The 22,818-nt window shown below is 38.3% G+C and carries 20 protein-coding genes and 1 pseudogene; 12 read left to right on the top strand and 9 right to left on the bottom strand.

The window, feature by feature from the left end; genetic code table 11:
• Positions 1–11 precede the first annotated feature (11 nt).
• The 4 genes from PT285_RS01410 to PT285_RS01425 all read left to right on the top strand — a co-directional run bounded on the left by PT285_RS01410 (position 12) and on the right by PT285_RS01425 (position 4,321).
• Positions 12–845 (top strand): PTS system mannose/fructose/sorbose family transporter subunit IID, encoded by an 834-nt coding sequence (locus PT285_RS01410; protein ID WP_277147268.1) that lies wholly within the window; start codon positions 12–14, stop codon positions 843–845.
• Positions 846–1,244: 399 nt separating this feature from the next.
• Positions 1,245–2,120, top strand: coding sequence for an aldose 1-epimerase family protein (locus tag PT285_RS01415; RefSeq protein ID WP_277147270.1), 876 nt, complete (start codon positions 1,245–1,247; stop codon positions 2,118–2,120).
• A gap of 329 nt (positions 2,121–2,449) precedes the next feature.
• On the top strand, positions 2,450–3,319 hold the full coding sequence (locus tag PT285_RS01420; protein WP_277147272.1) for a sulfite exporter TauE/SafE family protein: 870 nt from the start codon (positions 2,450–2,452) through the stop codon (positions 3,317–3,319).
• Between the two features lie 18 nt (positions 3,320–3,337).
• Positions 3,338–4,321 carry an ornithine cyclodeaminase family protein gene (locus tag PT285_RS01425; protein ID WP_277147274.1) on the top strand — a complete coding sequence of 328 codons (984 nt, stop codon included), beginning with the start codon at positions 3,338–3,340 and terminating at the stop codon, positions 4,319–4,321.
• A gap of 116 nt (positions 4,322–4,437) precedes the next feature.
• On the opposite strand, the gene PT285_RS01430 is transcribed toward PT285_RS01425, so the two are convergent.
• Positions 4,438–5,349, bottom strand: coding sequence for a LysR family transcriptional regulator (locus tag PT285_RS01430; RefSeq protein ID WP_277147276.1), 912 nt, complete (start codon positions 5,347–5,349; stop codon positions 4,438–4,440).
• 106 nt (positions 5,350–5,455) lie between these two features.
• Between PT285_RS01430 and PT285_RS01435 the strand changes: the two genes are divergently transcribed.
• Together PT285_RS01435 and PT285_RS01440 are read left to right on the top strand one after the other, a co-directional pair.
• The gene (locus tag PT285_RS01435) at positions 5,456–6,703 is read left to right on the top strand and encodes an MFS transporter (RefSeq protein ID WP_277147277.1); all 1,248 of its coding nucleotides are present in this window, start codon (positions 5,456–5,458) and stop codon (positions 6,701–6,703) included.
• Positions 6,704–6,713: 10 nt separating this feature from the next.
• A complete protein-coding gene (locus tag PT285_RS01440) occupies positions 6,714–8,219 on the top strand; it encodes an FAD-binding protein (protein ID WP_277147280.1) in 1,506 nt (501 codons plus the stop codon).
• 185 nt (positions 8,220–8,404) lie between these two features.
• On the opposite strand, the gene PT285_RS01445 is transcribed toward PT285_RS01440, so the two are convergent.
• Together PT285_RS01445 and PT285_RS01450 are read right to left on the bottom strand one after the other, a co-directional pair.
• Entirely contained in the window at positions 8,405–9,430 is a 1,026-nt protein-coding gene (locus PT285_RS01445; RefSeq protein ID WP_308203009.1) for a choloylglycine hydrolase family protein, read from the bottom strand.
• Positions 9,431–9,498: 68 nt separating this feature from the next.
• Positions 9,499–9,933, bottom strand: coding sequence for a GNAT family N-acetyltransferase (locus PT285_RS01450; RefSeq protein ID WP_277147284.1), 435 nt, complete (start codon positions 9,931–9,933; stop codon positions 9,499–9,501).
• 414 nt (positions 9,934–10,347) lie between these two features.
• Here PT285_RS01450 and trpX point away from each other — a divergent pair, with 414 nt between their 5' ends.
• From trpX to PT285_RS01475, 5 genes and pseudogenes are all read left to right on the top strand, one after another.
• Positions 10,348–11,352 carry a tryptophan ABC transporter substrate-binding protein gene (trpX, locus tag PT285_RS01455; RefSeq protein ID WP_277147286.1) on the top strand — a complete coding sequence of 335 codons (1,005 nt, stop codon included), beginning with the start codon at positions 10,348–10,350 and terminating at the stop codon, positions 11,350–11,352.
• Positions 11,349–12,251, top strand: coding sequence for an ABC transporter permease (locus PT285_RS01460; RefSeq protein ID WP_277147287.1), 903 nt, complete (start codon positions 11,349–11,351; stop codon positions 12,249–12,251). Before trpX ends, PT285_RS01460 begins: the two co-directional genes overlap by 4 nt.
• Entirely contained in the window at positions 12,241–13,023 is a 783-nt protein-coding gene (locus PT285_RS01465; protein ID WP_277147289.1) for an ABC transporter ATP-binding protein, read from the top strand. The genes PT285_RS01460 and PT285_RS01465 overlap by 11 nt, the downstream gene beginning before the upstream one ends.
• 74 nt (positions 13,024–13,097) lie before the next feature.
• A complete protein-coding gene (locus PT285_RS01470; RefSeq protein WP_277147291.1) occupies positions 13,098–13,442 on the top strand; it encodes a hypothetical protein in 345 nt (114 codons plus the stop codon).
• 294 nt (positions 13,443–13,736) lie between these two features.
• Positions 13,737–14,663 (top strand): annotated as a pseudogene (locus tag PT285_RS01475) (IS66 family transposase); the annotation flags it as partial.
• A gap of 195 nt (positions 14,664–14,858) precedes the next feature.
• On the opposite strand, the gene PT285_RS01480 reads toward PT285_RS01475, so the two are convergent.
• From PT285_RS01480 to PT285_RS01505, 6 genes are all read right to left on the bottom strand, one after another.
• Positions 14,859–16,274 carry a hypothetical protein gene (locus tag PT285_RS01480; RefSeq protein ID WP_277147293.1) on the bottom strand — a complete coding sequence of 472 codons (1,416 nt, stop codon included), beginning with the start codon at positions 16,272–16,274 and terminating at the stop codon, positions 14,859–14,861.
• Complete coding sequence (locus PT285_RS01485) at positions 16,271–17,317, bottom strand: dsDNA nuclease domain-containing protein (RefSeq protein ID WP_277147294.1); 1,047 nt, start codon at positions 17,315–17,317, stop codon at positions 16,271–16,273. Before PT285_RS01485 ends, PT285_RS01480 begins: the two co-directional genes overlap by 4 nt.
• A gap of 513 nt (positions 17,318–17,830) precedes the next feature.
• Positions 17,831–19,129, bottom strand: a complete 1,299-nt coding sequence (locus PT285_RS01490; RefSeq protein WP_277147296.1) for an ABC transporter substrate-binding protein — start codon at positions 19,127–19,129, stop codon at positions 17,831–17,833.
• Positions 19,122–19,802 (bottom strand): response regulator transcription factor, encoded by a 681-nt coding sequence (locus tag PT285_RS01495; RefSeq protein WP_277147298.1) that lies wholly within the window; start codon positions 19,800–19,802, stop codon positions 19,122–19,124. Before PT285_RS01495 ends, PT285_RS01490 begins: the two co-directional genes overlap by 8 nt.
• Positions 19,795–21,123 carry a sensor histidine kinase gene (locus tag PT285_RS01500; protein ID WP_277147300.1) on the bottom strand — a complete coding sequence of 443 codons (1,329 nt, stop codon included), beginning with the start codon at positions 21,121–21,123 and terminating at the stop codon, positions 19,795–19,797. The genes PT285_RS01495 and PT285_RS01500 overlap by 8 nt, the downstream gene beginning before the upstream one ends.
• Positions 21,123–22,136 (bottom strand): substrate-binding domain-containing protein, encoded by a 1,014-nt coding sequence (locus tag PT285_RS01505; protein WP_277147302.1) that lies wholly within the window; start codon positions 22,134–22,136, stop codon positions 21,123–21,125. Before PT285_RS01505 ends, PT285_RS01500 begins: the two co-directional genes overlap by 1 nt.
• Before the next feature lie 229 nt (positions 22,137–22,365).
• On the opposite strand from PT285_RS01505, the gene PT285_RS01510 reads away from it, so the two are divergent.
• The gene (locus tag PT285_RS01510) at positions 22,366–22,803 is read left to right on the top strand and encodes a PTS sugar transporter subunit IIA (protein WP_277147304.1); all 438 of its coding nucleotides are present in this window, start codon (positions 22,366–22,368) and stop codon (positions 22,801–22,803) included.
• Positions 22,804–22,818 lie beyond the last annotated feature (15 nt).

Genomic DNA, 22,818 nt, shown 5'->3' on the forward strand with positions numbered 1-22,818 from the left:
AGGTGAGAGCGATGAGTAACAAAAAAATTGAAAACAAGTTAACTAAAAAGGATATCTTTCAAACTTTTGTATTTGAAAACTTTCAACAGGCTTCGTTTAATTATGAGAGAATTCATGCCTTAGCGTTTTGTGTTGACATGATACCAACTATTAGACGAGTTTATAAAAATAAAAAAGATCAAGCAGCTGCTTTGAAGAGACACAATACTTTCTTTAATGTTACACCTGGTTTTTGTGGCCCTGTTGTCGGAATGACAAGTGCGTTGGAGCAGGCTAAGGCTCAGGGTGAGGATATCAATGTTGAAACAATCAATAGTTTAAAAGTTGGGTTAATGGGGCCTCTTTGCGGGGTTGGTGATCCCGTAATGTGGGGAACTTTAAGACCAATCTTAGCCGCATTGGGTGCAACGCTTGCTTTACAGGGTTCATGGCTGGGTCCGATTGTCTTTTTTGTAGTGTTTAACTTAATCCGTTTAGCATTTAAATGGTATGGATTAAAAATTGGTCTTGATCGAGGGATGTCGCTGGTCCAAGATCTTTCCGGCAATTTACTGAAAAAATTAACAGAGGGTGCAACAATTCTGGGACTTTTCGTTATGGGAGTTTTAGTTAACAAATGGACAACCATTAATATTCCGGTTGTTATCTCAAAGACGACTGTTGCTGGAAAGACAACCATTACGACAGTGCAAAATATTTTGGATCAATTATGTCCGGGCCTGGCAGCATTAGGTATGACTTTATTAATGATGTACCTATTGAAGAAACGTGTAAGTCCAATTCTGCTGATCTTCGTTTTATTCGGTGTTGGTATTTTAGGATACTGGCTAGGTATTTTAAGATAGAAAGCAGTTGAAAAAGATGAGTGTAAATAATTTCATTACTTTGGCTGTTGGTATTTTATTGGTTGTTACAAGTTTAATGACTAAAAAAAGAAGCGGTGTTTATGATTGGCTATATTTGATATTAGGTATTGTAATTATTTGCATAGGGCTTTTACAGATCTTTAAAATAATTAACGTTCTTTAATTGGAGTAAGGGATATTAATTAACAAGATTTGGAAATTGAATACTAATATAGACTTCGAATTATGGAAATTAATTTCGAAGTTTTATTATGTTTAATGATACAATTTTAGTATAATAAGTTTGAACAAATTTCACAGATGAATGAGAAATTTGCTGCCTTTTGTCATTAATGAATTTGTTAAGAATGAATAATTATTAAAAGATAGGTGATATTGTTGATTAAAATTGAAAATAAGAAATATATGGTAGAAATAAATGAGCTTGGTGCAGAGATAACGCATTTTATCAATAAAGAAACTAATCAAGATTTAATATGGAATGATCCAGATGGAACTATTTGGAAACGTCATGCACCACTTCTTTTTCCTGCGATTGGCGGTTCTAACGAAGATAAGTATTTTATCAAAGACAAGTGTTATAGTATGAAACAGCATGGTTTTGCTAGAGATTATCCATTTGATGAAATACATAAATATGGCGATACAAAAGTTGTATTGCAACAACATGCAACTTCTAAAACTAAGGAGAATTTTCCTTTTAATTATGTGATTCAAGTAACTTATGAGTTAACACAAATAGGTTTAAAAGCTGAATTTACAATTGAAAATGTTGATTTTTATAGTATGCCATTTGCATTCGGCTTCCATCCCGGATGGAATATTGCTGATGATCTTAGTAATTATGAGTTAACTTTAGTGGGAAATGACACTCCTATTGCTTATTATGGTATTGATCCTGCTCCCCTGCGAAATGGTAATATTGATATTCTTGATGGTGCACAGGGACAGACTATTCCTCTAAGTTATTCCTTTTTAGATGATGGTTTGGTTATTTTAGATGCTCATGGTGTAAAGTACGCTGTGCTTAAGCGGAAAAATGGTGAAAAAATATTAAAACTTAATATTGCTGATTTTCCTTATTTAACTTTGTGGAGTCCTGAAAAGAAATGTGCCCCATTTATTTGTATAGAACCATTTGCCGGGTTACCTGATAAAGCTGGTAAGCCAGTAGATTGGTATAAAAAGTTAGGGAATACAATTCTTCCGGCTGGAAGTCATAAAGATTTTAATTTAGTTATTGAGCCGAATTAAATTGTTATTATTGATTTAAATGTGAGAGCCTAGTTAAGATAGTGTAACTAGGCTTTTTTATTTGTGTACCCAGCATAGATAGGTAATAATTGATTGATGTGAATTTGCTATATCATAGTTGGAATTAGCTGAGAGCAAGAGTGTTCATGTGCGGTGGATTTTTAAGTTCATTCAAAACAAACTGCTGGACCGATGAAAAAACTAACTACAAAACCGGCAATTCAAATTTTTGTAACAGACAGTTGCTTTAAAAATTTGAAAACTAATGAGGTAAATAAATACTAAAATTACTTAGTGTTTTGAATTTGATAATTTGGAGAGGAAATCTTATGACCAAAAATATTATTTTGGCACTAATTGTGCTAATTGATGGGTATTTTTTGTTTTATTTTGTACGCGATTTAGTCAAAAATAAAGCTGAATTTCAAGCAGATCCAGGAAATAATTATGCTTTACCGTTTACGTCTTTCCTGATTTTCTTTTTATCAACCTTTGGCATTTCAGATTTTGCTATCGGAACGGCAATATACTCGCATTTTAAATGGGTAAGCATAAAAAAATTGCCGGGGACTTTGAATGCGCAGTGTGCGATTCCGGTATCAGCAATGACATTATTCTATATTACCGCAATAAGTGTGGGGATAAAAACATTAGTGGTGTGCATCATTTGCCAGATCATTGGGGCATATATTGGACCGCGCTTTGTCGTCAAGCTGCCGGAAAAAACTATCAAAATTTTTGTAGGTATTGGTCTGATTATTGCCGCTTTCTTAATTTTTGCGGGGCAAATGAAATGGATACCTACCAATGGCACTGCCACAGAACTTTATGGTGGTAAACTTATTTTGGCTGGTTTTTTAATGTTTTTGTATGGTGCGTTGAATAATATTGGCATTGGCTCGTTTTCGTTAACAATGGTAACAGTTTATCTTTTAGGATTGAATCCGGCGGCTGCTTTTCCGATTATGATGGGCGCGTGTGCTTTTTCGCTTCCAATTGGCAGTGTGCAGTTTATTAAATACGGGGATTACAGTCGAAGAATTACCCTGTTTGCCTCTGTTTTTGGGGTATTAGGTGTACTTGTGGCGGTGTTTATTGTTAAGGCCTTAAATGTTTATATGCTAAAATGGCTGGTTATTTTTGTGTTGTTATACAGTGCTTATTCAATGCTTGCTGGCCAATTTAAGCACCAAAGTTAATGAAGCAGGAGAGAATAGATGTTACTTTTAAATAAACAAGATATTGAAAAAAGTTTTACGATGAAGGATGCGATTGCTGCCGATAAAGAGGCCCTATCGTTGTATTCCATGGGCGCAGCTTCGGTACCTTTGCGGACAAATATTGATATTCCTAAGTATCATGGACAGAGCCTCTACATGCCGGCCTATGTTGATGATAGGCACGGAACGTTAGGCGTAAAAATTGTGTCTGTTTATCCCGAAAATATTAAGCATGGTCTGCCGAGTGTGCCGGCAACAATGGTTGTTTTGAATCCAGAAACGGGAATTGTTTCCGCTTGTTTGGACGGAACATATTTGACGCAGCTGCGCACTGGAGCCGTTCAAGGAGCTGCTACCGATCTGTTAGCCCGCAAAGATGCCAAAATTGCTGCACTGATTGGTACTGGCGGCCAGGCCGCTTCACAGTTAGAAGCAATGTTAACGGTTAGAAAAATCGAAGAAGTGCGGATTTTTGACATTAATTTTGAACGGGCAACTGAATTTGCTGCTGCCATGGCCAAGAAGTTTGCTGTCAAAGTTTTGGCTAAGAAAACAAGCAAAGAGTGTGTTGAAGGTGCGGATATTATCACAACGGTAACGACTTCTCGAAAACCAACTTTTGCGGCAGAATGGATTAAACCGGGTGCGCATGTTAACGGGATCGGTGCTTACACGCCGGAAATGTGTGAGATACCTAAAGAGCTGATCAAGATTGCTAAGCCGATAATCTTTGATATGATGGATGGCGTGCTTGCAGAAGCCGGTGATTTTATTTCACCGCTGAAGTCTGGCTATGTTGATAAGGCACAGTATACGGGTGAATTAGGTCAGTTGGTTAACGGTGATATTGCAGGCCGCCAAAATGAAGATGACATTACAATTTTCAAAACGGTTGGCACTGCTGCGCTGGATATTATGGTTGCCGGTAAGATTGTTGATCAGGCTAAGGCTAAAAAGATTGGTGTAGAATACAAGTTTTAGAACAGTGTAATTATAAAAACATTAAGGTTAACGGATTGTATTTAGTATATATTAGAGCATGATTTATTAAAACAAAATAAGCGTTGGTGATACCAGCACTTATTTTGTTATTTATGTTACCACTGCGTTTTGGAAATGTTGATTGCTTGTGCAATGTACTTGTTTATGACATTGATTGCCTTTCTTTTATCTGACTTGGTTGAGGAAAGAATACCGTAAGACAACTTTTGCGAGGTACTTAACGGAATGTAACGCAGATCGGAATCATCTTTATTGTATAAAATGCTAGGCACAATCCCAATGCCCATCTTTGCTCGAACATAGGCAATTAAAATAGAAGAATCGGTTACTTCTTCAAAGTTAATGTCTTTATTACTACTCCTAATGCTGAATTTCAAACTTTCAATTGCGGGAAAATTATCATTTCCGTTCCATAAATAAATATTTCTTCCTACAAGATCATCAAAATTGATGCTGCGTTTAATATATAAAGCATCACCTTGCAGAACCACGACAGAAAAGCCTTTTTGTAAAATTTCAAAATATTGTGTTTCCGTTTTTTTGCTAATAATGTCTTTTTGCATAATCATGAGGTCAATTGTCCCATCGCTGATCAGCTTGCTGATGTTATTCTCATGTCCCGGATCAACAAAAGCTGGGACTAATGCCAGTTTAGTTTTGGTATTAATTAACCGTAGCGCCGTTGGCAGCCACTTCTTCTCAAATGGTAAATCAGTGTAACCCATTTTTATTTTAAGACGCTCGATATTCCGATTTTGCTGAATGCTCTGGATTGTATCATTGATTTCTGAAACAGATAATAGCATCTGATTATAAAAAATTTTGCCTTTTTCTGTTAGATAAATTTTGTGGTACCTGCGTTCAAATAGGGTAACGTGCAACTCTTTTTCCAGATTTTTGATATTTTTGGATACCGTGGATTGTGAGAGATACATGTTGTTGGCCGATTTGGTGAAATTGAGTGTTTTAGCTAAAGATAAAAAACAATTTATTTGGGTAGAATTCATTTTATAATTCCTTTTTGGCATAATGCTATTCGCTATTTAGTTAATCTTACCGCTGTTAACAGTGTATTATCAAGATGAATTTAATAATTGAGAATGGAGTTATGTTATGAGTAAGCAAAAAAGGAATATTAGGCCTTGGGTAGTTATGTTCTGCATGGGATTGATTTCGGCAGCATGTCTTGGCTCAAGCATGGTTTTAATGGGCTCATTTTTGGCCCCATTGAGTCAATCTCTGCATACAGAGATCTCAACGCTGTCTTATTACTATACAGTTTTGGTACTGGCGATGGCAGTGATGACACCAAATGTGCCTAAAATCTTGGCTAAGGTTAATAATCGGATATTATTTGCTGTAGCCAGTTTGGCGGTTGCCGCAAGTCTATTTTTGATGCCGCATTTTACGAACGTTTGGATGTTTTTCTTGATTGCCATTGTCATCGGGGTTGCAATTTCATTTATGTCTTTTACCCCTGTGGGAATTTTGCTAGACAATTGGTTTTCTAGGAAAGCTGGCTTTGCAATCGGATTGTGTTGGGCAATAACCTCGGTTTTTCAGGGGATCATGAGCCCAATTTTATCGGTATTAATTAATAAGTACGGCTGGGAGCAAAGCCTGACTATTTTGGCGATTATTGTAGCTGTATTAAGCATTCCCTGTGCGTTGTTTGGGGTTGATTTTTCACCCGAACAAGAGGGCCGCAAGCCATATGGCTACGGCGAAGTGCAGGAGCAGGCCCAAGAAGATGAAGAAGTTAAGCAGGTTTCCAATAATGAATTATTCAAGTCAGCCACATTTTGGTTATTGCTGGCAATTGTCATTTTGTTACAGTTTCCGGCAGTTTTGAATCAAATGTTTCCAACTTATGCTGCAACTACTGGGTTTAATGCTGCGGTTGGCGGTTTTATGGTTACCGCCGCAATGCTATTTGATATTTTCTTGAACCCGCTAGTAGGATCCACCTGTGATAAGTACGGTGCTGAAAAGGCAAGCTTGGTCTGGATGGCAATTTCTGTTGTTTCTTATGTTTTATTAATTGTTGCAACTAATACTCATTCAGCTAATTTGGCAATTTTTAGTGCAGGGGTTAATGATATCTTCTATGTTTATTTAGGAACGGGCATTACGACTATTGCTACGGCTGTTTTGGGTAAACGTGCCTTTGCCAAAGGTTTTTCTTATGTTAATTCAATTGCATTTTTGATCGGGGCCTTTGCAATGCCTGTAAATAATATGATTGCTGAAAAGTTTGGCGGTTTTAATGCGGTTTATATCTTTTTTGCGGTTATTACGGTTTTAATTATTGTTTTGATAGTGGTAATTTCCAAGCATCATTTTGAAGTAAAGAGTAATTAGGGGGAACGTAATGAAAAATAACGAGTATGAAGTGATTGTTGTTGGTGCAAGCAATGCCGGTGGAATGGCCGCTGCTGCTGCTGCTGAAAAAGGCGCCAAGGTATTAGTGATTGACAAGGCTGGAAGTGCAGGCTATTTATACCGTGAGACAATTGCGGCTCTTCATAGCAAGGCGCAAACAAAGGCTGGGGTTAGCGTTGACCGTAATGAGCTGGTTAATTTTTTGTCAACGTTTAATCAGGGCAATGTTGATCAAAACCTGTTAAATATTTGGGCTGATAATAGTTCGGAGATGATGGACTGGCTTGATGATGAAATCTTACGTCCTCATGGTGCTTATATTCAAGCTACCCCAGATGCTTATTATGAGACTGAGCGCAATCGGGCTTTTCCTACAGGAAATGAAGTGACGGCACCGGATGGCAAATATTGGCAAATGGGCTATGGTGATTGGGTAATTGCCAAGGCCGAGGAACTTGGCGCCGAATTTGCCTGGCGGACTAAGTTAGAGAAGCTAATTGTTGAAAATGGCCGGGTTGTTGGTGTTAATGTTAAAGATGTGAAGACCAATAAGATGACGACCGTTAAGGCAACAAAGGGTGTTATTTTGTGTACTGGCGGTTACGGTTCCAATAAAGCGTTGATGCAAAAATGGAATCCGTTAGGCCTAAAGACGAATGTTTACACTGACAGTCAAAGAGATGATGGTTCGGGAATTGTGGCAGCAATGGAAGTTGGCGCTGCCAAAGATGAGGAACCGGCATCAATCGTGTTTAACCGTGGTGCTGTGCCGACGGCTACTAACACAGATGATTTCTATGAGGTTGACCTGACACCGCCGGATGATCCTGGCTATTTGTGGCTTGGCTCATACCCAATGCTGAAAGTAAATCTTAATGGTGAACGGTTCTTTAATGAAAGTGCCCCGTACCAGTTCCAGATGAATGCCGCTTCCAAGCAGCCGGGTTATCTGAGTGCGATGATTTGGACTGAAAAGACGATGTCCGATGAAAATCTCAGGAAGTACCATACTCTTGGGTGCTCACGCTTAGGCTTTCCGGGAATTTTCACCGGTGATGAGGCGCGCAAGGAAGTCAATGATCGCTTAAGCGAAGGTTTGGTGCAAAAAGCCGATACAATTAAGGAACTTGCCGAAAAGCTGGGCCTGCCTGTTGTAAACTTACAAAATAGTGTAACACGGTATAACGAAATGGTTGCAGCTGATAAAGACGATGATTTCGGTAAGGAAAGTTATCGTTTAGAGCCAGTTACAGAGGCTCCGTATTATGGAGCAATTGTTGGTGGCCGGCTGCTTGCGACACTTGATGGTTTACGTGTAAACAGCAAGATGCAGGTGCTTAATAAGCAAGGGGAGGTAATTGCTGGCCTGTATGCCGCAGGAAATTGTTCTGGTGGCTTCTTCTGGGGATCATATCCGGATCATGTGCCGGGCTTAACAGCTAGTCATGCCCTGACCTTTGGCCGGTTAGCTGGGAAGTATATTGCAGAAGCTTAATGATTAAGACAAAAATAAGCGTTGGTGATGCCGACGCTTATTTTTTATCTTTAGTTTTATAAATATTAGCTTTATCCAAGTTTATATCTAGTATAGCCAAGCTTTTTTGCCCGTAAAAAGACCATGCTTTTCACAACATGGCCTTTTTGGTGGATAGATTCTTTACGCTTTATTTTTTAAAAATTTTAATTTTGGTATTCAATATCTTCTTGCGGATTAACCTTGAATTCACGGTAATCCGTTTCTTTTTCTAGTTCTGGTGTCAACCGGACACATCTGATACGCTGGTTGCCGTAAGTTGAGTAGTAATAGCTTCTTGATTCGGCACACATATAAGCTTGGTAACAAGTGTAATCGAAAGTTTTATCTGGCGTAACCACAATTCCGCGCGGGATGCTGACCGATTCCAAAATGTGGTGGGCAAGACTCACACCGGCAATTTCGTCTTTTGCTTGCTCAACATTGTTCTTCATGAAAGCGGTTCTGACAAAACGTGATACCGGTGTATAGTCACCCGGCAGGCCGAAAGTTCCTGATCCTTGACTGAAGGGTGTTAAGGTTTTGCCTAAGAATTCGACATCATCATGCTGCTTCGGAGTAACACATAAATAATTACGCAAATTAGTTTCGTGCCAGTGATAGTCAGGACTGTTGGTCATGACGCCGACGGAATTTTTGATGATGTGCACGCCGTCTTCCTGTGGTTCAACAATCACGCTTGCACCAGAAGCATCGGAAAAAATGAAGTGCAGCGGTGAAACGACCTTCAGCGACGGACTAGCTTCATTAACAATTGTGATTTGTTTTGTAAATAATTCTTCAATTTCGGCTAACGATTCGGCTTGAGCCAAAATTACGGAGATGATTTTATCAGGTGAAACGGCAACGGTTCCGGCCTCTGCCTTTTCGTGGTAACTTGCATAGCGTGGGAAATACAGAGTAGCACCCATCACACCTGCATCGTTGACACCGTCAAAAGTAACGGGGGCGTTGTCGGTATCCTGAATAACGCCTAAGCCAATAAAGGCGTGCTTGCTGGTAATTTCTTGCGCATCATTATACGAAACTGCAAAAGTCTTGTTCTTTGGTGTGAAGACGACTTGTTCGGCCATCTCCATCATAAAGTCCATTGTTCGTGACAAAAAATGTTTTTTGTCTTTTGTTTCCATTGTAAAACTGCTACAGCCAATCATCTTGAAACCTCCATTCATTCAAATGATTTTAATATGATAAAGAAAGTATACGGGCTTTAGAAATTTAATTCAAGCTTTTATTAATTTTATCTTAATTTCTTGAAAAAGCGTTTTTGCTTTTTGGTGCATGTATAACCGATTTTTTCGTAAAAACGGTGAGCACCCGTGCGTTCCTCACCTGAGTTTAACCTGACGCTGTCGACGCCTAGACTTTTTGCCTTTTCTTCAATTTGAGTCATCAATTGGCTGCCGATGCCTTTTTGCTGCGCATCTTTAGCAACAGCCAGAGCGAGAATATCAAACATTGGTGAAAAATATGTTTCTAAGAAAAGCTCGGCATGCACGTAGCCTTCAACTTGGCTAGTTTGATCATTTACGTAAACCAGCAGGTAGTGGGTAGACGCATTTAAAATCTGCTTGAGGCTGCCCTCGGTTTTATCAACCGGATAGTCGTAGCTAAGCTCCTCCTGATTAATTTTTTGGATAGCAGGACAGTCTGCAATTGTTGCGGTTCTGATCATGATTAACCTTCTTAAATTAAGCAACTAACATTTTATTTTTGATAATTTTATCTTTGTCTTTTGAACGTTTCAAGCCTTTGCTGGTTAAAATTTTTAAATTTGTGCTTGACATTAATTAAAAATGATATTAAAGTAAGACAAATGAAATTTAGTTAAAGAAAGGAAAATTATGATGCAATCGTTAAACTTACTAAATTTAACTTGGCAAAGCCAGCATGATTGATCGTAATCTTGTCATTGACGGATACGATCTGGCAAACAGTTTGTGTCCGTGCTGACTACTTTTTTCATTGACAAAGTTTGTTTGCATGGAAAACATGCAGCAGGCTTTGCGTCTAATTGGGCAGACCAGAGTTCGCTGGTTTGCCTTTTTTGTTGCAGCTTAGCCCAAAAATATTTTTTAAGGAGAGAAAAATGAAACGAATGATCGCGTTTATTAGCGCAATTGTTGCATTTTTGGGTTTTGCTTTGTTCACTGAGCACCCGCAAAACGACAATCAACAGACGCAGAAGGAAAAAGTTGTTCGGGTGGGAATTTTGCAACTAATTACTCACCCTGCTTTAGACCAAATTCATCAGGGAGTAGTTGATGGACTTAAAGAAGGGGGCTTTACTGAGGGCAAAAATCTGAAAATTGATTTTTTAAATGCCCAAGGCGACCAGAGCAACCTGAAGACAATGTCGCAGCAGCTGGCAAATAAGGACAAATTACTGGTGGGGATTGCAACTCCTGCAGCACAGTCACTTGTTAACAGTGCAACGAAAACCACACCGGTAATTTTAGCGGGAATTTCCACACCGGCAACCAGCGGTCTGGTTAAAACCGAGCAACGACCGGGGGCCAATGTCACCGGTTCGTCGGGCATCAATCCGGTGGAAAAACAATTGGCACTAATTCGGCTGGTAATGCCCCATGCCAAGAAGATCGGGATTATTTATACCTCATCGGATCATGGTGGGCAGGCTAATGCCCGTGCCTTTTATCAAGTGGTGAAAAAGGCGGGTTTGACTCCCAAAATGTATACAATTTCCAATACCAACGACTTGCAGCAGGTTGCCAGCCAGATGGTGACGCAAGTAGATGCCGTTTACGCCCCGCAAGACAATAATGTGGCGTCGGCAATGAAAACCTTGGCTAATGTTGCCAATAAAGAAAATATTCCCGTTTTCCCTTGTGCAGAAACGATGGTTCCTGATGGCGGCTTAGCCTCTTATGCGATTAACCAGCGTGAACAGGGCCGGATTGCCGGTATCATGGCGGCCAATGTTTTGAGGGGGAGAAAAACGGCAACTTATCCGGTGGAACATGTCACGAAAGGTTACTACATCGTGAATCTGCAAGAAATGCGGAAATTGCACATCAAGATTCCGCGGCAGATTATGCAACAGGCAGAAAAAAGCGGGAGGATCATCAAATGAACTTAATTACATCAAGTATTGGTCAGGGTTTATTATGGGCTATTTTGGGAATTGCCTTGTTCCTGACATTCCGGATTTTAAATTTTCCAGATATGACGGTGGAAGGCACTTTTCCCTTGGGCGCGGCAATTGCTGTGACCGCAATTGTTAACGGTGTTTCCCCGCTTGTGGCAACTATTCTGAGTTTTTTAGGCGGGGCAGCCGGTGGTCTGATCACAGGCCTGCTTTACACCAAGGGTAAAATTCCCATTTTACTTGCCGGAATTTTAGTGATGACAGCTTGTTTATCGGTTAATTTACGTATTATGGGTGGTTCCAATGTATCGCTGCTGGGCAAAAAGACTTTCTTTTCTGCCAAAATCTTTCAAACACTGCCGCGCTATTTTGACGGTGTGGTTATCGGCGGTATTGCCGTCATTGTTATTGCTCTTTTAATTGCCTTGTTTTTACAGACGGACCTGGGGCAAGCCTTCATCGTTACCGGTGATAACGAAATCATGGCGCGTTCACTGGGAATTCATACTGACAAGATGACGATCCTCGGCCTGATGCTTTCCAACGGGTTGGTTGGCCTAGACGGAGCCTTGATTGCCCAGAGCAATGGCTATGCCGATGCCAATATGGGGATCGGGATAATCGTGATTGCACTTGCATCCATCATTATTGGTGAAGTGGTGTTTGGCTACTTAACTTTGAATGAGCGGCTAGTGGCCGTGATTTTGGGCAGTATCATTTACCGTTTTGTTTTGCTGATTGTTTTGCAGCTTGGTTTTTCGACCAACGACTTGAATTTGATTTCAGCAATTATCTTGGCATTGTGCCTGATGCTGCCGACTTTGCGGCATGCGTTGAAACTAGACAGGATTGTGCATAAAGGACTATCTAATCATGAAAAATAACGAAGCAGTTTTAGAATTAAAAAATGTCAATACAGTGGTTAACCGCAATACACCTAATGAAACGAAAATTTTGCGTGATCTTAATCTGGTTGTTAATCAGGGTGATTTTATCACCGTCGTTGGCTCAAATGGTGCCGGTAAATCGACCCTTTTTAACACGATTGCAGGTATAATTGAGCCTGATTCCGGGGCACTTTTCCATGAGGGCCAGGAGATAACCCACCTGTCGGTTGAAAAAAGAACGCAGTTTATCAGCCGTGTTTTCCAGGATCCGAAAATGGGCACTTCACCCAGAATGACAGTGGCGGAAAATCTTTTGCTGGCCAATAAACGTGGTAAAAAGCGTGGTTTGCGTTTCCGTAGGTTGGCGGCGCATAGACCGGAATTAAAAAAGATGACAGACCTGATGGGAAATTCTTTGACGAAAAAATTGGATACCCCAACGGAACATCTCTCCGGTGGGCAGCGGCAAACCCTGAGCTTTTTAATGGCGACGCTGAACCACCCCGACATCTTATTGCTGGATGAACATACTGCAGCCTTGGATCCCAAGGCCAGCAAGGATTTATTGGCAAAAACGAATCAAATTGTGACAGAACGAAAATTGACCTGCCTGATGATTACGCACAGCATGGAAGATGCTTTAAAATACGGCAACCGCCTGGTTGCCCTGCATGACGGACAAATCGTGCGGGATGTCGCTAACGAAGAAAAGAAAAATTTGACGCTGAATGATTTAATGGCAAGTTTTGTTGAGGAAGGGGATATTTGAGTAACTAGCAAGAGAAAGGCTGAAACTAGTTTTTCCATTAATTTCCTTAGTATAATAAACACTGAGGTGAAATTATGGAAATCGGATCTCTATCAGAGTGGGTAACGGCGGCCGCAGAAATTGCGGCCGTCTGTGTTGCCCTGTTTTTACCATATTATGAAAAAAGGCAGGAAAAGAAGAAAAGAACACGCAACCTAAAATTGGTTTTACGTTCGCTGGTTAACGCAGCATTAGAGACGGGCAGTACGAGCAACTTGAAATCGTATCTAAAAATTAGTTACTTGATCAACGATAATGATAACGATAAGCCCATCTTTTCCGTGGCACAGCAGGCAATTACGATAATTGATGACGAGACGCTGTCAGAGCTGGAGAAGAAAAAAGAGATTGACGAATTACTGCAATACCTAAAGAAGTAAATTGTCGCTTCATTTCGCTTGATTTATAGTATAGAATTATGGCTAAGAGAGATGAATTAGTAACTTTAATGTAAGCACAAAATAACTGGCCGTCTTCTGCTAATCTGTTAGTTTTGTGATAATTATCTCAAGAAATGATTTTTGAGGTGATTGAAGATTCAGACGATGAGCAGACTATCTTTTATCAAGCTCAAGCAGCTACAGACTTATTCGCCCATAGCTTAGCAACACCGGATTTAGTAGCCGAGATAGTTTATGATAAACTAGCCTAGCGTTTAGGTACACCGGCAACTACGGAACTGGCAGTGCCTAGGCTGGCAGACTAGTAATGCAACTCTAGCCAACTGGGTAATTAATGGTGCTAAGCTTGTCAAATCAGTCTATGATGCAATTCATAAGCATTTGCTGACACAGCCATATCTTCAAGGTGATGAAACAACTATCAAGGTCTTGCGTGAAGCAAAGCGTCCAGCCCAGTCCAAGTCATATGCTTGGGTGATGCGAACGGTTGAAAGAGCTAAGCAGTCAGCAGTTTATTATGCTTATAACCCCACGCGTGCTAGTAGCTTTGCTCAAGAACTATATCAAGGATTCACTGGCGTTTTGCAGTGTGACAGCTACGCCGATTACAATCAAGTTGCTAGCAAGGCATGGGTTGGCTGCTGGGCTCATACGATACGAAAATTCTTTGATGCTTTAAAAGCTGACGAGTAGGCTCAAGCGCCATTTGACATTATTCAAAAAATGTTCGCTAAAGAACGAATGTGACAAGAATTACCAGCAGCCGAGCGTTTAGCGATGCGGCAAAAAGAACTGCAACCATTACTAGCTGAATTTTGGAAATGTGTGTCAGAAATCAGGGTATTGCCTAAGTCACGTTTAGGTAAAGCCATTGCTTATGCAAATGGACAACAGGAGTATTTAAACCATGTTTTAGATTATGGTGAAGTCGATTTAAGCAACAATACTTGTGAACAAGCAGTTAAGACTTTAGTGATTGACCGCAAGAATTTCCTTTTTAGTACAAGTCTTAAAGGTGCAGAAGCCAATGCAATTTGGTTAACGCTAATTAAAAGTGTGACTGAAAATGGCATAGATGCACTTACATATCTAAAGCTTTTATTAGAAGAGCTGCAAAAATTAGGAGCCTTTCTCCAAGAAGAAGCATTGAATACATATATGCCGTGGGAACAAAAGTCCACAAGTCAAGAAGTCGCTTGAGCAGCAGAAAGCGTCAAGAAAAGAAGAAGAATCTTGACGCTTTTGTGCTGCTATTTGTATGCTTTCAAGTACATGTGGTTATTTTGTGCTTACACTTTAATTACTGTAACTTGTTTTCGATGTTACACGATTTTCTTGTAATTAAAAGTCGTGTTTTTATTTAATTAGATGATGTTCACAATTATAATTTTGGCATTATAAAATATTATTAGGAGCTAATGAAATTATATTTTCCCAATTTCTTTTAAATTTATAAATACTTGCCACAATGATTTGATTATCAGAGAATTCGTTATCTAACAATTTAAACATTTTTTTAATATTGCTGTCGTCCACTTCTCCAGACATTGGTGAATCTATTATTATTGGGAAAGTTTTATGAAATTGCCTTTGTACAACTTTTAATAAAGATAATCTTAAAGCAAACACAAAAAGATGCAATTTTGCTCCACTATATATCTTAAGATTCTTTGTAAAAATAACATTTTTATTATTCTTGATAATATCAGTTATATCTAAAATTTGTGCAAATCTTATTAAAACTTTATAAATTTCTTGCGTTTGAGAAGTTGAAGATAAAAGGTTGGTGATTTTATTATTAATATCGTATATATTTTTTCTGTTTTCTTTTAGCTTGTTATCAATCATTTCATTTGTGATACTTATTTTATCTATTTCTTGATTAAATTTTTCAATTTGATCATCATAACTAATAAGTTTTTGTTGGTTATTTAATTTAGTTTCTAAATTATTTTTTTTAATTCGAATTGAATCAAGTTCTTTTTTTTCTTTAGCAATTTGTGCACTTAGAACTGCATTTGTTGTATCGTAAGAATAAATGTCACTAGAAGTTAATTTCTTTTTTTCCTTACCTATTTCTATTACAAAATTAAATCTTTTTAATAATTCTCCCAGCTCAATATTACCATTATATACATATTCCAAATTATCTATTTTTTCTTTTTTTCTGTCAAACTGTAATGATATAGATCTAACCTGACTTTGTAAGTCATCAATGTCAGTCCAATTAATATTTGAAAGATTCCTTTTCCTCTCTTCTTTTAACTTTAGAAGATTAGACATTTCTAAATAAGCTTTTCGCTTTTCTTTTTCTTCTGATAATTTATTTTGCATAGTTAATAAATTGTTATTAGCTAAACCGTCTATTAGGGATTCAATTTTAAAGGGATATTTTCCTATAACAATTCCTCTGTTTAACAATGACCATCCCTTATCTTGATCAAAGTAGGTGATACCTAATATATTTTCTAAAACTTTAGGTTCAGTGATATCACCAGTAATGCATGAAATTACTTCGATTTGTTTATCAGGTAGAGAATATAGCAAATCTTTATTGTTATTTTGTTTAATTTTTATTAATCTATCTTTTCTGTGCAAGCTTATGTCTTTTTTATCTGAATTTATTATTATATTAGTATTAAGATCAGAAAAATTGATTCCTTTTGTTGATGGAATAGGGTATCCTAAGGAATATAGAATTAATCTGATTAATGAGGTTTTGCCTGCACTATTTTTTCGGCTATATATAAGATTATATTTACTAGTGAATTTAAAAGTTTTTTCTCCTATTGTAAGTTTTTTAATTTTCAATTTATTGCATCCTTTATAAAGTTAAAATTTATTTCATTAGAAATGAGTATCCACATTATGAGTTTTGATAAAAATAAATTTTCATTGTTAATTTTCAATTTTATTAATGATGCAAATTTATTACATTTTTTATTTATAAAGTCTTTTTGTATTTCTCTTTTTGAATTTTTAGTAGGATTAGGATTTTCCTGTTTGTAATCACATATAAGTGAATTTATAATATTAACTATACTCATATCCATGGTCAGGCTTTGTAAATGTTGCATATAATTGCTTTTAATATAATTTTCTATTGAAATACTAGGCTGAAATTCTTGGATAAATTCATTTATGGGTGTTTGGTCATACAGATAAATCAGTGACGTATTTCCCATAAATTGCTCTTTTGTTATAACCTTATCTGGATCTTTTATTATTTTATTTTGACAAATCATTTCATTCCATTGACTTTTTAATGGAATATATTTATCAAGTGTTATATGAGCTTGTCCCATAAATTTTTCAATTTCTTTTTCTAATTCAATTTCTCTTGTTTTAGTATCATCACCTTGATATGGAATTTTAATAATATACAATTTTGACAAATCTATGGTGATATTTTTTAACTTTTTATCAGATTTAAGCCAACTTTGTATTTTTTCTTTTATTTCACTTGATAAGTTTTTATATGAATATTTACAATAATTTTCATTATTAAATTGATTTCCATTTTTGCTTTCTATTTTTTTCCCAAATGGGAAATGTGAATTAGTCAAAAAAATTATACTTTTAATAGGTTTATTTTTATAAGTGCTTAAATCTTTTGAAAGGAGACTTAATGCGTCTTTTATATATACTGTATTGAAACTCTGAAGAGGATCTACAGTTTCTTTTGCCTGAATGAGTGATATTTTGTTTTCTTTCCAGTTTAAATCGATATCTTCGTTCCCTTCAACTTTAAATGAATTTAAAGTTTTGATGCTTTGTAAAAAAAGGTAAAGTGCAGAAAGATCTTGAAAAGAAAATCCTCTTTGTGTGGTTGCACCACTTGTATCAGTTGTCATTTTAGGCTCCTTATTTGTAATATTTAATTATAATAATTTTTAAAATTGTATCTGATTATTCAATAAATGTTTTCAAAAAAGCATTTTAAACCTTTGGCAAAAGTAATAGCAATAGTTTTCTTCGCTTTGACTTTATAACAGTTACTATTTATGTTTTAAACATGCTTCTATATTTGTCGGTGTAATATTTTTTCTTTTTAGATCTTTTAAATTATTGAATTGGTTTTATTAAAGCTCAGATAATTATTCCATATATGTTACGAAATTATCGTTTATATCTATGATTGAGTACAACTAAGATTATAATTTGTTTAATACTGGTTACATATAGTAAAGAAATAGTAAGCTTAATACTAATTAATTGCTTAAAATTTTCAGAGCCTTCCTAATACAATATTAGATTTCATATTTTATGGAAATATTTTATCATAAATAAGTTGAATTTGTTAAATAATAATTTATAGAAAAGTTTTTCAAATACTTTAAACAATAAAATACTTATTAACTAAGTGTTTATTTTTCTTGGCTTTGATTCACCTGCAGTTGAATGTTGAACAGTTGTGTTTCCAAATTTCCCGCTTTTAGTGCATTTTGGATTTTGTAATCCAATGTTTCCAACTTATTATTGTAATCCTTGAATTTGGGATTTACCGCGCCGCTGCGCATAATTTCATCTAATTTTGTGACGGTCAGATTATGGTAATTGATCACTTTATCATCAAGAATATTTTGTGCCTGTCTGCTTTTAATAACGCTGGGCAAAACCGAAGCTCCCATATTGGTTTGCATCAGTTCACGCTGAACGTCCTTGTTGGTGCAAAGTAATTTCATAAATTGCCAAGCCATTTCGGAATTTTTGGCTTTGCTGGAGATGGCAAACATACTGGTTTCCATTGGGGTGGATTTGACTCCAGGAGTGCCCGGCATTTTGGTGCATTCCCATAAAAAGTTGTTGTCACGTGTCACATAAAAAGGGTATGAAGTATAGGTGCGGTATTGGGCGAGGCCCAACGGCATGAAAGTTACTTGGCCCTTGTCAAACAATTGGGAAGTCACGTTATCAGATGACGCATCGTTGGTCAAATCTTCACTTAAGGCAAAGCCGCGGTGTGCTCTAGCAGAAGTTAGCTGCACACTGTTATCACCTTTAGCGAAAAGACTGCTGCCGTACGCCAATTGGGCATCCTGCCAGCTGTAGCTCGAAGTTACCCCGTAATATTTTCCTTTTTTTCTTTTGTGCGTGACTTGGTGGCACAACTGGTAAAATTTACGCGGTGTCCAGCTGCTTTTGGGCGGCGTCAGCCGCAGCTTTTTGAGTAAAGTTTTGTTCATCACCATTAAAGTCGGATTGGCTTCGTAAGGCAGGGCCAGTTGCTGGTTGTTATATTGGCCCGCTTGCAGCGTACTCTGGTAAAAAGTGTTGGGAGCAATTTTATCCCGATTCATCAGCGGCGTTAAATTTTTAAAGGCGCCCTCACTGGCCAACAAATTAAAGTCGTGGCTAGGGACAATCACCAGATCGGGCATCTTATTTTCGATGATTTTTTCACTTAACCAATTACGATAATCATCAAGCTGAATCCCGCTTTCATACTCTACCTTGATATTGGGATGGTTACGTTTAAATTTTTTGATGGCGTAGTCAATAATGTGGTACTGCTGTCCGTTAGGTACATTCCAGCTGCTGCTGGTATAAATGCCGATAGTCAGTGTCTTTTTTTGCTGGTGAATATGGCTGTCCCAAATTCCCAGGCCAATTATGAGCAGCAAGAAAAGACCGATTAGTGAAAGTCGCTTTCTGCTTTTATTCATTATCACTACCGATTGCTTCACTGGTTACCCCAGTTTGCACAGCCCAAATTGCTAATTGGGTACGGTCTCGCAGCTGCAATTTGTCCAAGATTTTTGAGATGTAATTACGGACGGTTCCTTCCGATAAAAACAACTTGGCGGAGATTTCCTTATTTGATAAACCTAGCCCCACTTGCTGGATTACTTCCCATTCATGTTTGGAAAAGTTTTTTGTGTCTTTGTCATTAACTTGGATTGCATAGTTTGACTGGGCCATTTTGGAAAAGAGTTTGAATACTTTTTCTGTGATGTCGGGATTGATCATCGCCCCGCCGTGATAAACCGTGTTAATTGCTTGGTATAGTTCTTTTGTTGAAGCTCCTTTTAACAAGTAGCCGGAAGCACCGTATTTTAGGGCACTGAAGATAAAATCGTCATCATCAAAGGTTGTCAGAATAATTACTTTGATGTTAGGATATTTCTCTTTAACATACTTGGTGCAGACCGTGCCGTCCATTTTGGGCATACGCACATCCATTAAAATAATGTCAGGCACATTCTTTTTGATTTCTTCCAGCACTTCTTGCCCATTAGCGACCGTCGCGCTAACTGTGAAGTCAGGATTAGCATCCAGAATAATTTTTAAAGAATCCCTGATTAGTTCTTGATCGTCGGCAATCATAATTTTAATCATTTGTTTCACCTTCCTTAGGAATTTCTACAGTTGTTATAAAACCTTTTTTGCCGTCAAGGTTAATCTGGCCATTGATGATCGCCACCCTTTCCTTCATTTGGGTGATGCCGTAACCTGGCTTGATCTGGGCACACCCCTTGCCGTTATCCTGAATTTGCAGCTGGTAATTTTGCTTGGCAGTGCGGCTGCAGGTAATGGTTACTTCACTTGCATGCCCGTGCCGCAACGAATTGGTGATCGATTCTTCAATAATCCGAAAGATAACATTTTCGGTGGTTTTTTCAAAATCGGTTTCGCCCCACTGATAAGTAAAATTAATTTTAATCCGGGAAATATCGGCGTATTCTTTCAACATCTTTTTTAAGGCATCTTCCAGCGTGTAGTTTTTGAGTGCACCGGGACGAATTTGGTTGAGGGCCTTGCGAACGTCCTTTAAACCTTGTTTAACTGCCACCTGGATTTTGGCTAATTGCTTTTTAGTGGCTGCGGGATCGATATCAATCAGGACCATCGTGGCATCAATTCCCGCGGCAATTCCGGTCAAGGCATGACCGACTGTATCATGCAGATCGCGGGCAATGCGCTTGCGTTCACGGTCTTGGGCAATATGCTCGGAAAGTGCGGCATAGTTTTTAAGTTCGACGTTTGCCTTATCGGCGAGGGCAAGTTTTTTCTGAATTTCGTTTTCTTGATTCAGCTGGTAAACGGCAAAGTAGACCAGAATTAAAATAAACAGCACAAGATTTAAGCTGGTGATGAAGTTTTTTAGGAAAATTAATGGGGAACCAATTTTTGCCGGCAGAAAGTTGAGGTAAGTTGTCAGGTTGGGCAGGGTAATAAAGTAACTCAAAATTGAATAATTGGTTACCAGAAAAATGATCAGCAGGGCGGCGGCAACCAGAATCCAAATGGGATAATTGCGAAAGTTATAGTAATTGCGGTTGCTGATCAGGAAGTCGACAAATACCAGCAAAAAGACGCCATTGTAAGTCATTCTCAAGGCGATGAAAACGATGACTGCCAAGATGAACTCAAGTAGAATGACTAAATTAGCTAGCTGCGGATTATTTTTAAGGTAGTTGTTATCGTGGCGCAGGGAAATTACGGCGGCTAGCAGTAAGAAGCTGAACATGCTCTGCCAAAAAATTTTGCTAGGCGAATCGGGCACGTGCTGCAGGGCCGCTAATAGCTGGTAACTTTGCTGACTTTTGATGACATAGTTGGTTGTGTAAAGAAAGAGGCTGGCATTAAAGAGAACGGCAAAGAAGTTCAACCATAAAATTGTAATCCGTAAAATAGTAAAATTTTTTGAATTAACCATTATTGCCACCCCAAAACATTATATTGGTTGATATTTTTATTGGTGAGCAGGTAAACCGGTAAAATGATTTTCTTGGGGACTTTTTTGTCTGCAAGTAGTTGGTAAGCCGTCTGAGCAGCAATTCTGCCCATTTTAACCGGTGACTGTGCTGCAGTAGCGATGGCGTTGGGATTGACCCCGAGCAATTTTTTCATATTTTCGGAACCATCAACCCCGTAAACCGCGATTGGCCGCTTGATTTTGGTTTCATCGATTGCAGCGAGGGCGCCGACTGCCGCCTGGTCGTTCAACGCCATAATTGTGTCGAATTTTTGACCGTGCGTTAGCGCCTGTTCAACTAGCGGCAAGGTGATTTCCGATTGACCATAAGTGTTGATCTTGGCAACAAAGCGGTAATTCTTGGCATTGGGTGCCCGCTTGATTGTGTCAGTGAAGCCCTGAATGCGGTTGTTGGCGGAAAAAGCTGAATAATGTTCAAGCAGCAGGATCTTGGCGTGCCTTTTAGTTTTTAATAGATGTTTGGCACATAATTGTCCGGCGCGGTAGTTGTCAGATAAAATTGTGCAGTCAACGTAGCGGGTGGATTTCATCTGTGAATCAACGATTATAATTTTAATGCCCTTATTTTTAGCTCGGTGCAAGGCGTGTTCGATTTGACTGCTGTTACCATCGACGGGATTTAAAATAATTGCGTTAGCGCCTTGTGCGATAAACGTGTCAATCTCTTTTACCTGTTTGCTGACAATTAATGCGGGATCGCGGTTGTAAAGGCGTCCGTGGTGGTCGTTGACGTAGTTGGCCACCTGTTCGTTTAGCACGGGATAAAAACTGTTGTTCATTGTCATGTAGCTGGCACCGATTTTGGTTTGGCGTTTTTGTGCGGGATTAGCAATGAACAGCAGCCAAACCACGGCAATGAAAAAAACTGCAATAAGAAATTCAAGAATCATAAATTTATGATTACGCCACGAATTTTTTCTTATTTGCAGTTTTTTTGTTTGCTGAGCGTTCATTTTTAGCACCTGGCTATTTTTAAATTATCTACAAAGTTAAACGTGATGATTACTACTATCTTAATTATCGCTAAAAATGACTGAAGGGGCAATAAGTTGGACCATGATTTATAGTAATCGCTTCCAAGAAGTGACAAATGTCATATCGGGTTTGGTTACATTTGACACTGTAAGCGCATGCTAAAAATGTGATAGTTTTAACATAACTTAAAAAGGAGGAGATGGGGAAGTGAAATATATAATTTTGGTTTCTCACGGGCAATTTGCGGAAGGCGTTAAAACATCTTTGGAAATGTTTGCAGGGAATGCTACTGAACGGGTCTTTGCCTTATGTTTGCACAACGGCAAGTCGGCAGCAGATTTTAAGGCTGACGTTGAGACATTTTTGAAAGAACAACAATTCAAAGAAGACGATGAATTTGTGGTTTTAGCAGATATTATCGGCGGCAGTCCGCTGACAACATTCTTGGAGGTGTTTGCTGCGCAAGGCTACCTTGAGCAAGCAGTTATCTTAGGCGGGATGAACTTTACAATGGCCCTAACTGCCACGGTTTCACTGGACACAATGGATAAAGATGAACTGGCCAAAACAGCACTGAGTGAGGCCAAGGCGGCTTTGAAGCAATACCAAATACCAACTGCAACTGCTGATGAAGATGATATTTAATTTTTAGGAGGTAAG

The sequence above is a fragment of the Lactobacillus sp. ESL0791 genome (assembly GCF_029433255.1).
Classification (GTDB): Bacteria; Bacillota; Bacilli; order Lactobacillales; family Lactobacillaceae; genus Lactobacillus.

What these genes read in the sequence shown, in the direction of transcription:
- PT285_RS01410 (WP_277147268.1), top strand. Translation starts at nt 12, where the DNA reads ATGAGTAACAAAAAAATTGAAAACAAGTTAACTAAAAAGGATATCTTT.
- PT285_RS01420 (WP_277147272.1), top strand. Translation starts at nt 2,450, where the DNA reads ATGACCAAAAATATTATTTTGGCACTAATTGTGCTAATTGATGGGTAT.
- PT285_RS01425 (WP_277147274.1), top strand. Translation starts at nt 3,338, where the DNA reads ATGTTACTTTTAAATAAACAAGATATTGAAAAAAGTTTTACGATGAAG.
- PT285_RS01430 (WP_277147276.1), bottom strand. Translation starts at nt 5,349, where the DNA reads ATGAATTCTACCCAAATAAATTGTTTTTTATCTTTAGCTAAAACACTC.
- PT285_RS01435 (WP_277147277.1), top strand. Translation starts at nt 5,456, where the DNA reads ATGAGTAAGCAAAAAAGGAATATTAGGCCTTGGGTAGTTATGTTCTGC.
- PT285_RS01440 (WP_277147280.1), top strand. Translation starts at nt 6,714, where the DNA reads ATGAAAAATAACGAGTATGAAGTGATTGTTGTTGGTGCAAGCAATGCC.
- PT285_RS01445 (WP_308203009.1), bottom strand. Translation starts at nt 9,430, where the DNA reads ATGAATGGAGGTTTCAAGATGATTGGCTGTAGCAGTTTTACAATGGAA.
- PT285_RS01450 (WP_277147284.1), bottom strand. Translation starts at nt 9,933, where the DNA reads ATGATCAGAACCGCAACAATTGCAGACTGTCCTGCTATCCAAAAAATT.
- trpX (WP_277147286.1), top strand. Translation starts at nt 10,348, where the DNA reads ATGAAACGAATGATCGCGTTTATTAGCGCAATTGTTGCATTTTTGGGT.
- PT285_RS01460 (WP_277147287.1), top strand. Translation starts at nt 11,349, where the DNA reads ATGAACTTAATTACATCAAGTATTGGTCAGGGTTTATTATGGGCTATT.
- PT285_RS01465 (WP_277147289.1), top strand. Translation starts at nt 12,241, where the DNA reads ATGAAAAATAACGAAGCAGTTTTAGAATTAAAAAATGTCAATACAGTG.
- PT285_RS01470 (WP_277147291.1), top strand. Translation starts at nt 13,098, where the DNA reads ATGGAAATCGGATCTCTATCAGAGTGGGTAACGGCGGCCGCAGAAATT.
- PT285_RS01485 (WP_277147294.1), bottom strand. Translation starts at nt 17,317, where the DNA reads ATGACAACTGATACAAGTGGTGCAACCACACAAAGAGGATTTTCTTTT.
- PT285_RS01490 (WP_277147296.1), bottom strand. Translation starts at nt 19,129, where the DNA reads ATGAATAAAAGCAGAAAGCGACTTTCACTAATCGGTCTTTTCTTGCTG.
- PT285_RS01495 (WP_277147298.1), bottom strand. Translation starts at nt 19,802, where the DNA reads ATGATTAAAATTATGATTGCCGACGATCAAGAACTAATCAGGGATTCT.
- PT285_RS01500 (WP_277147300.1), bottom strand. Translation starts at nt 21,123, where the DNA reads ATGGTTAATTCAAAAAATTTTACTATTTTACGGATTACAATTTTATGG.
- PT285_RS01505 (WP_277147302.1), bottom strand. Translation starts at nt 22,136, where the DNA reads ATGAACGCTCAGCAAACAAAAAAACTGCAAATAAGAAAAAATTCGTGG.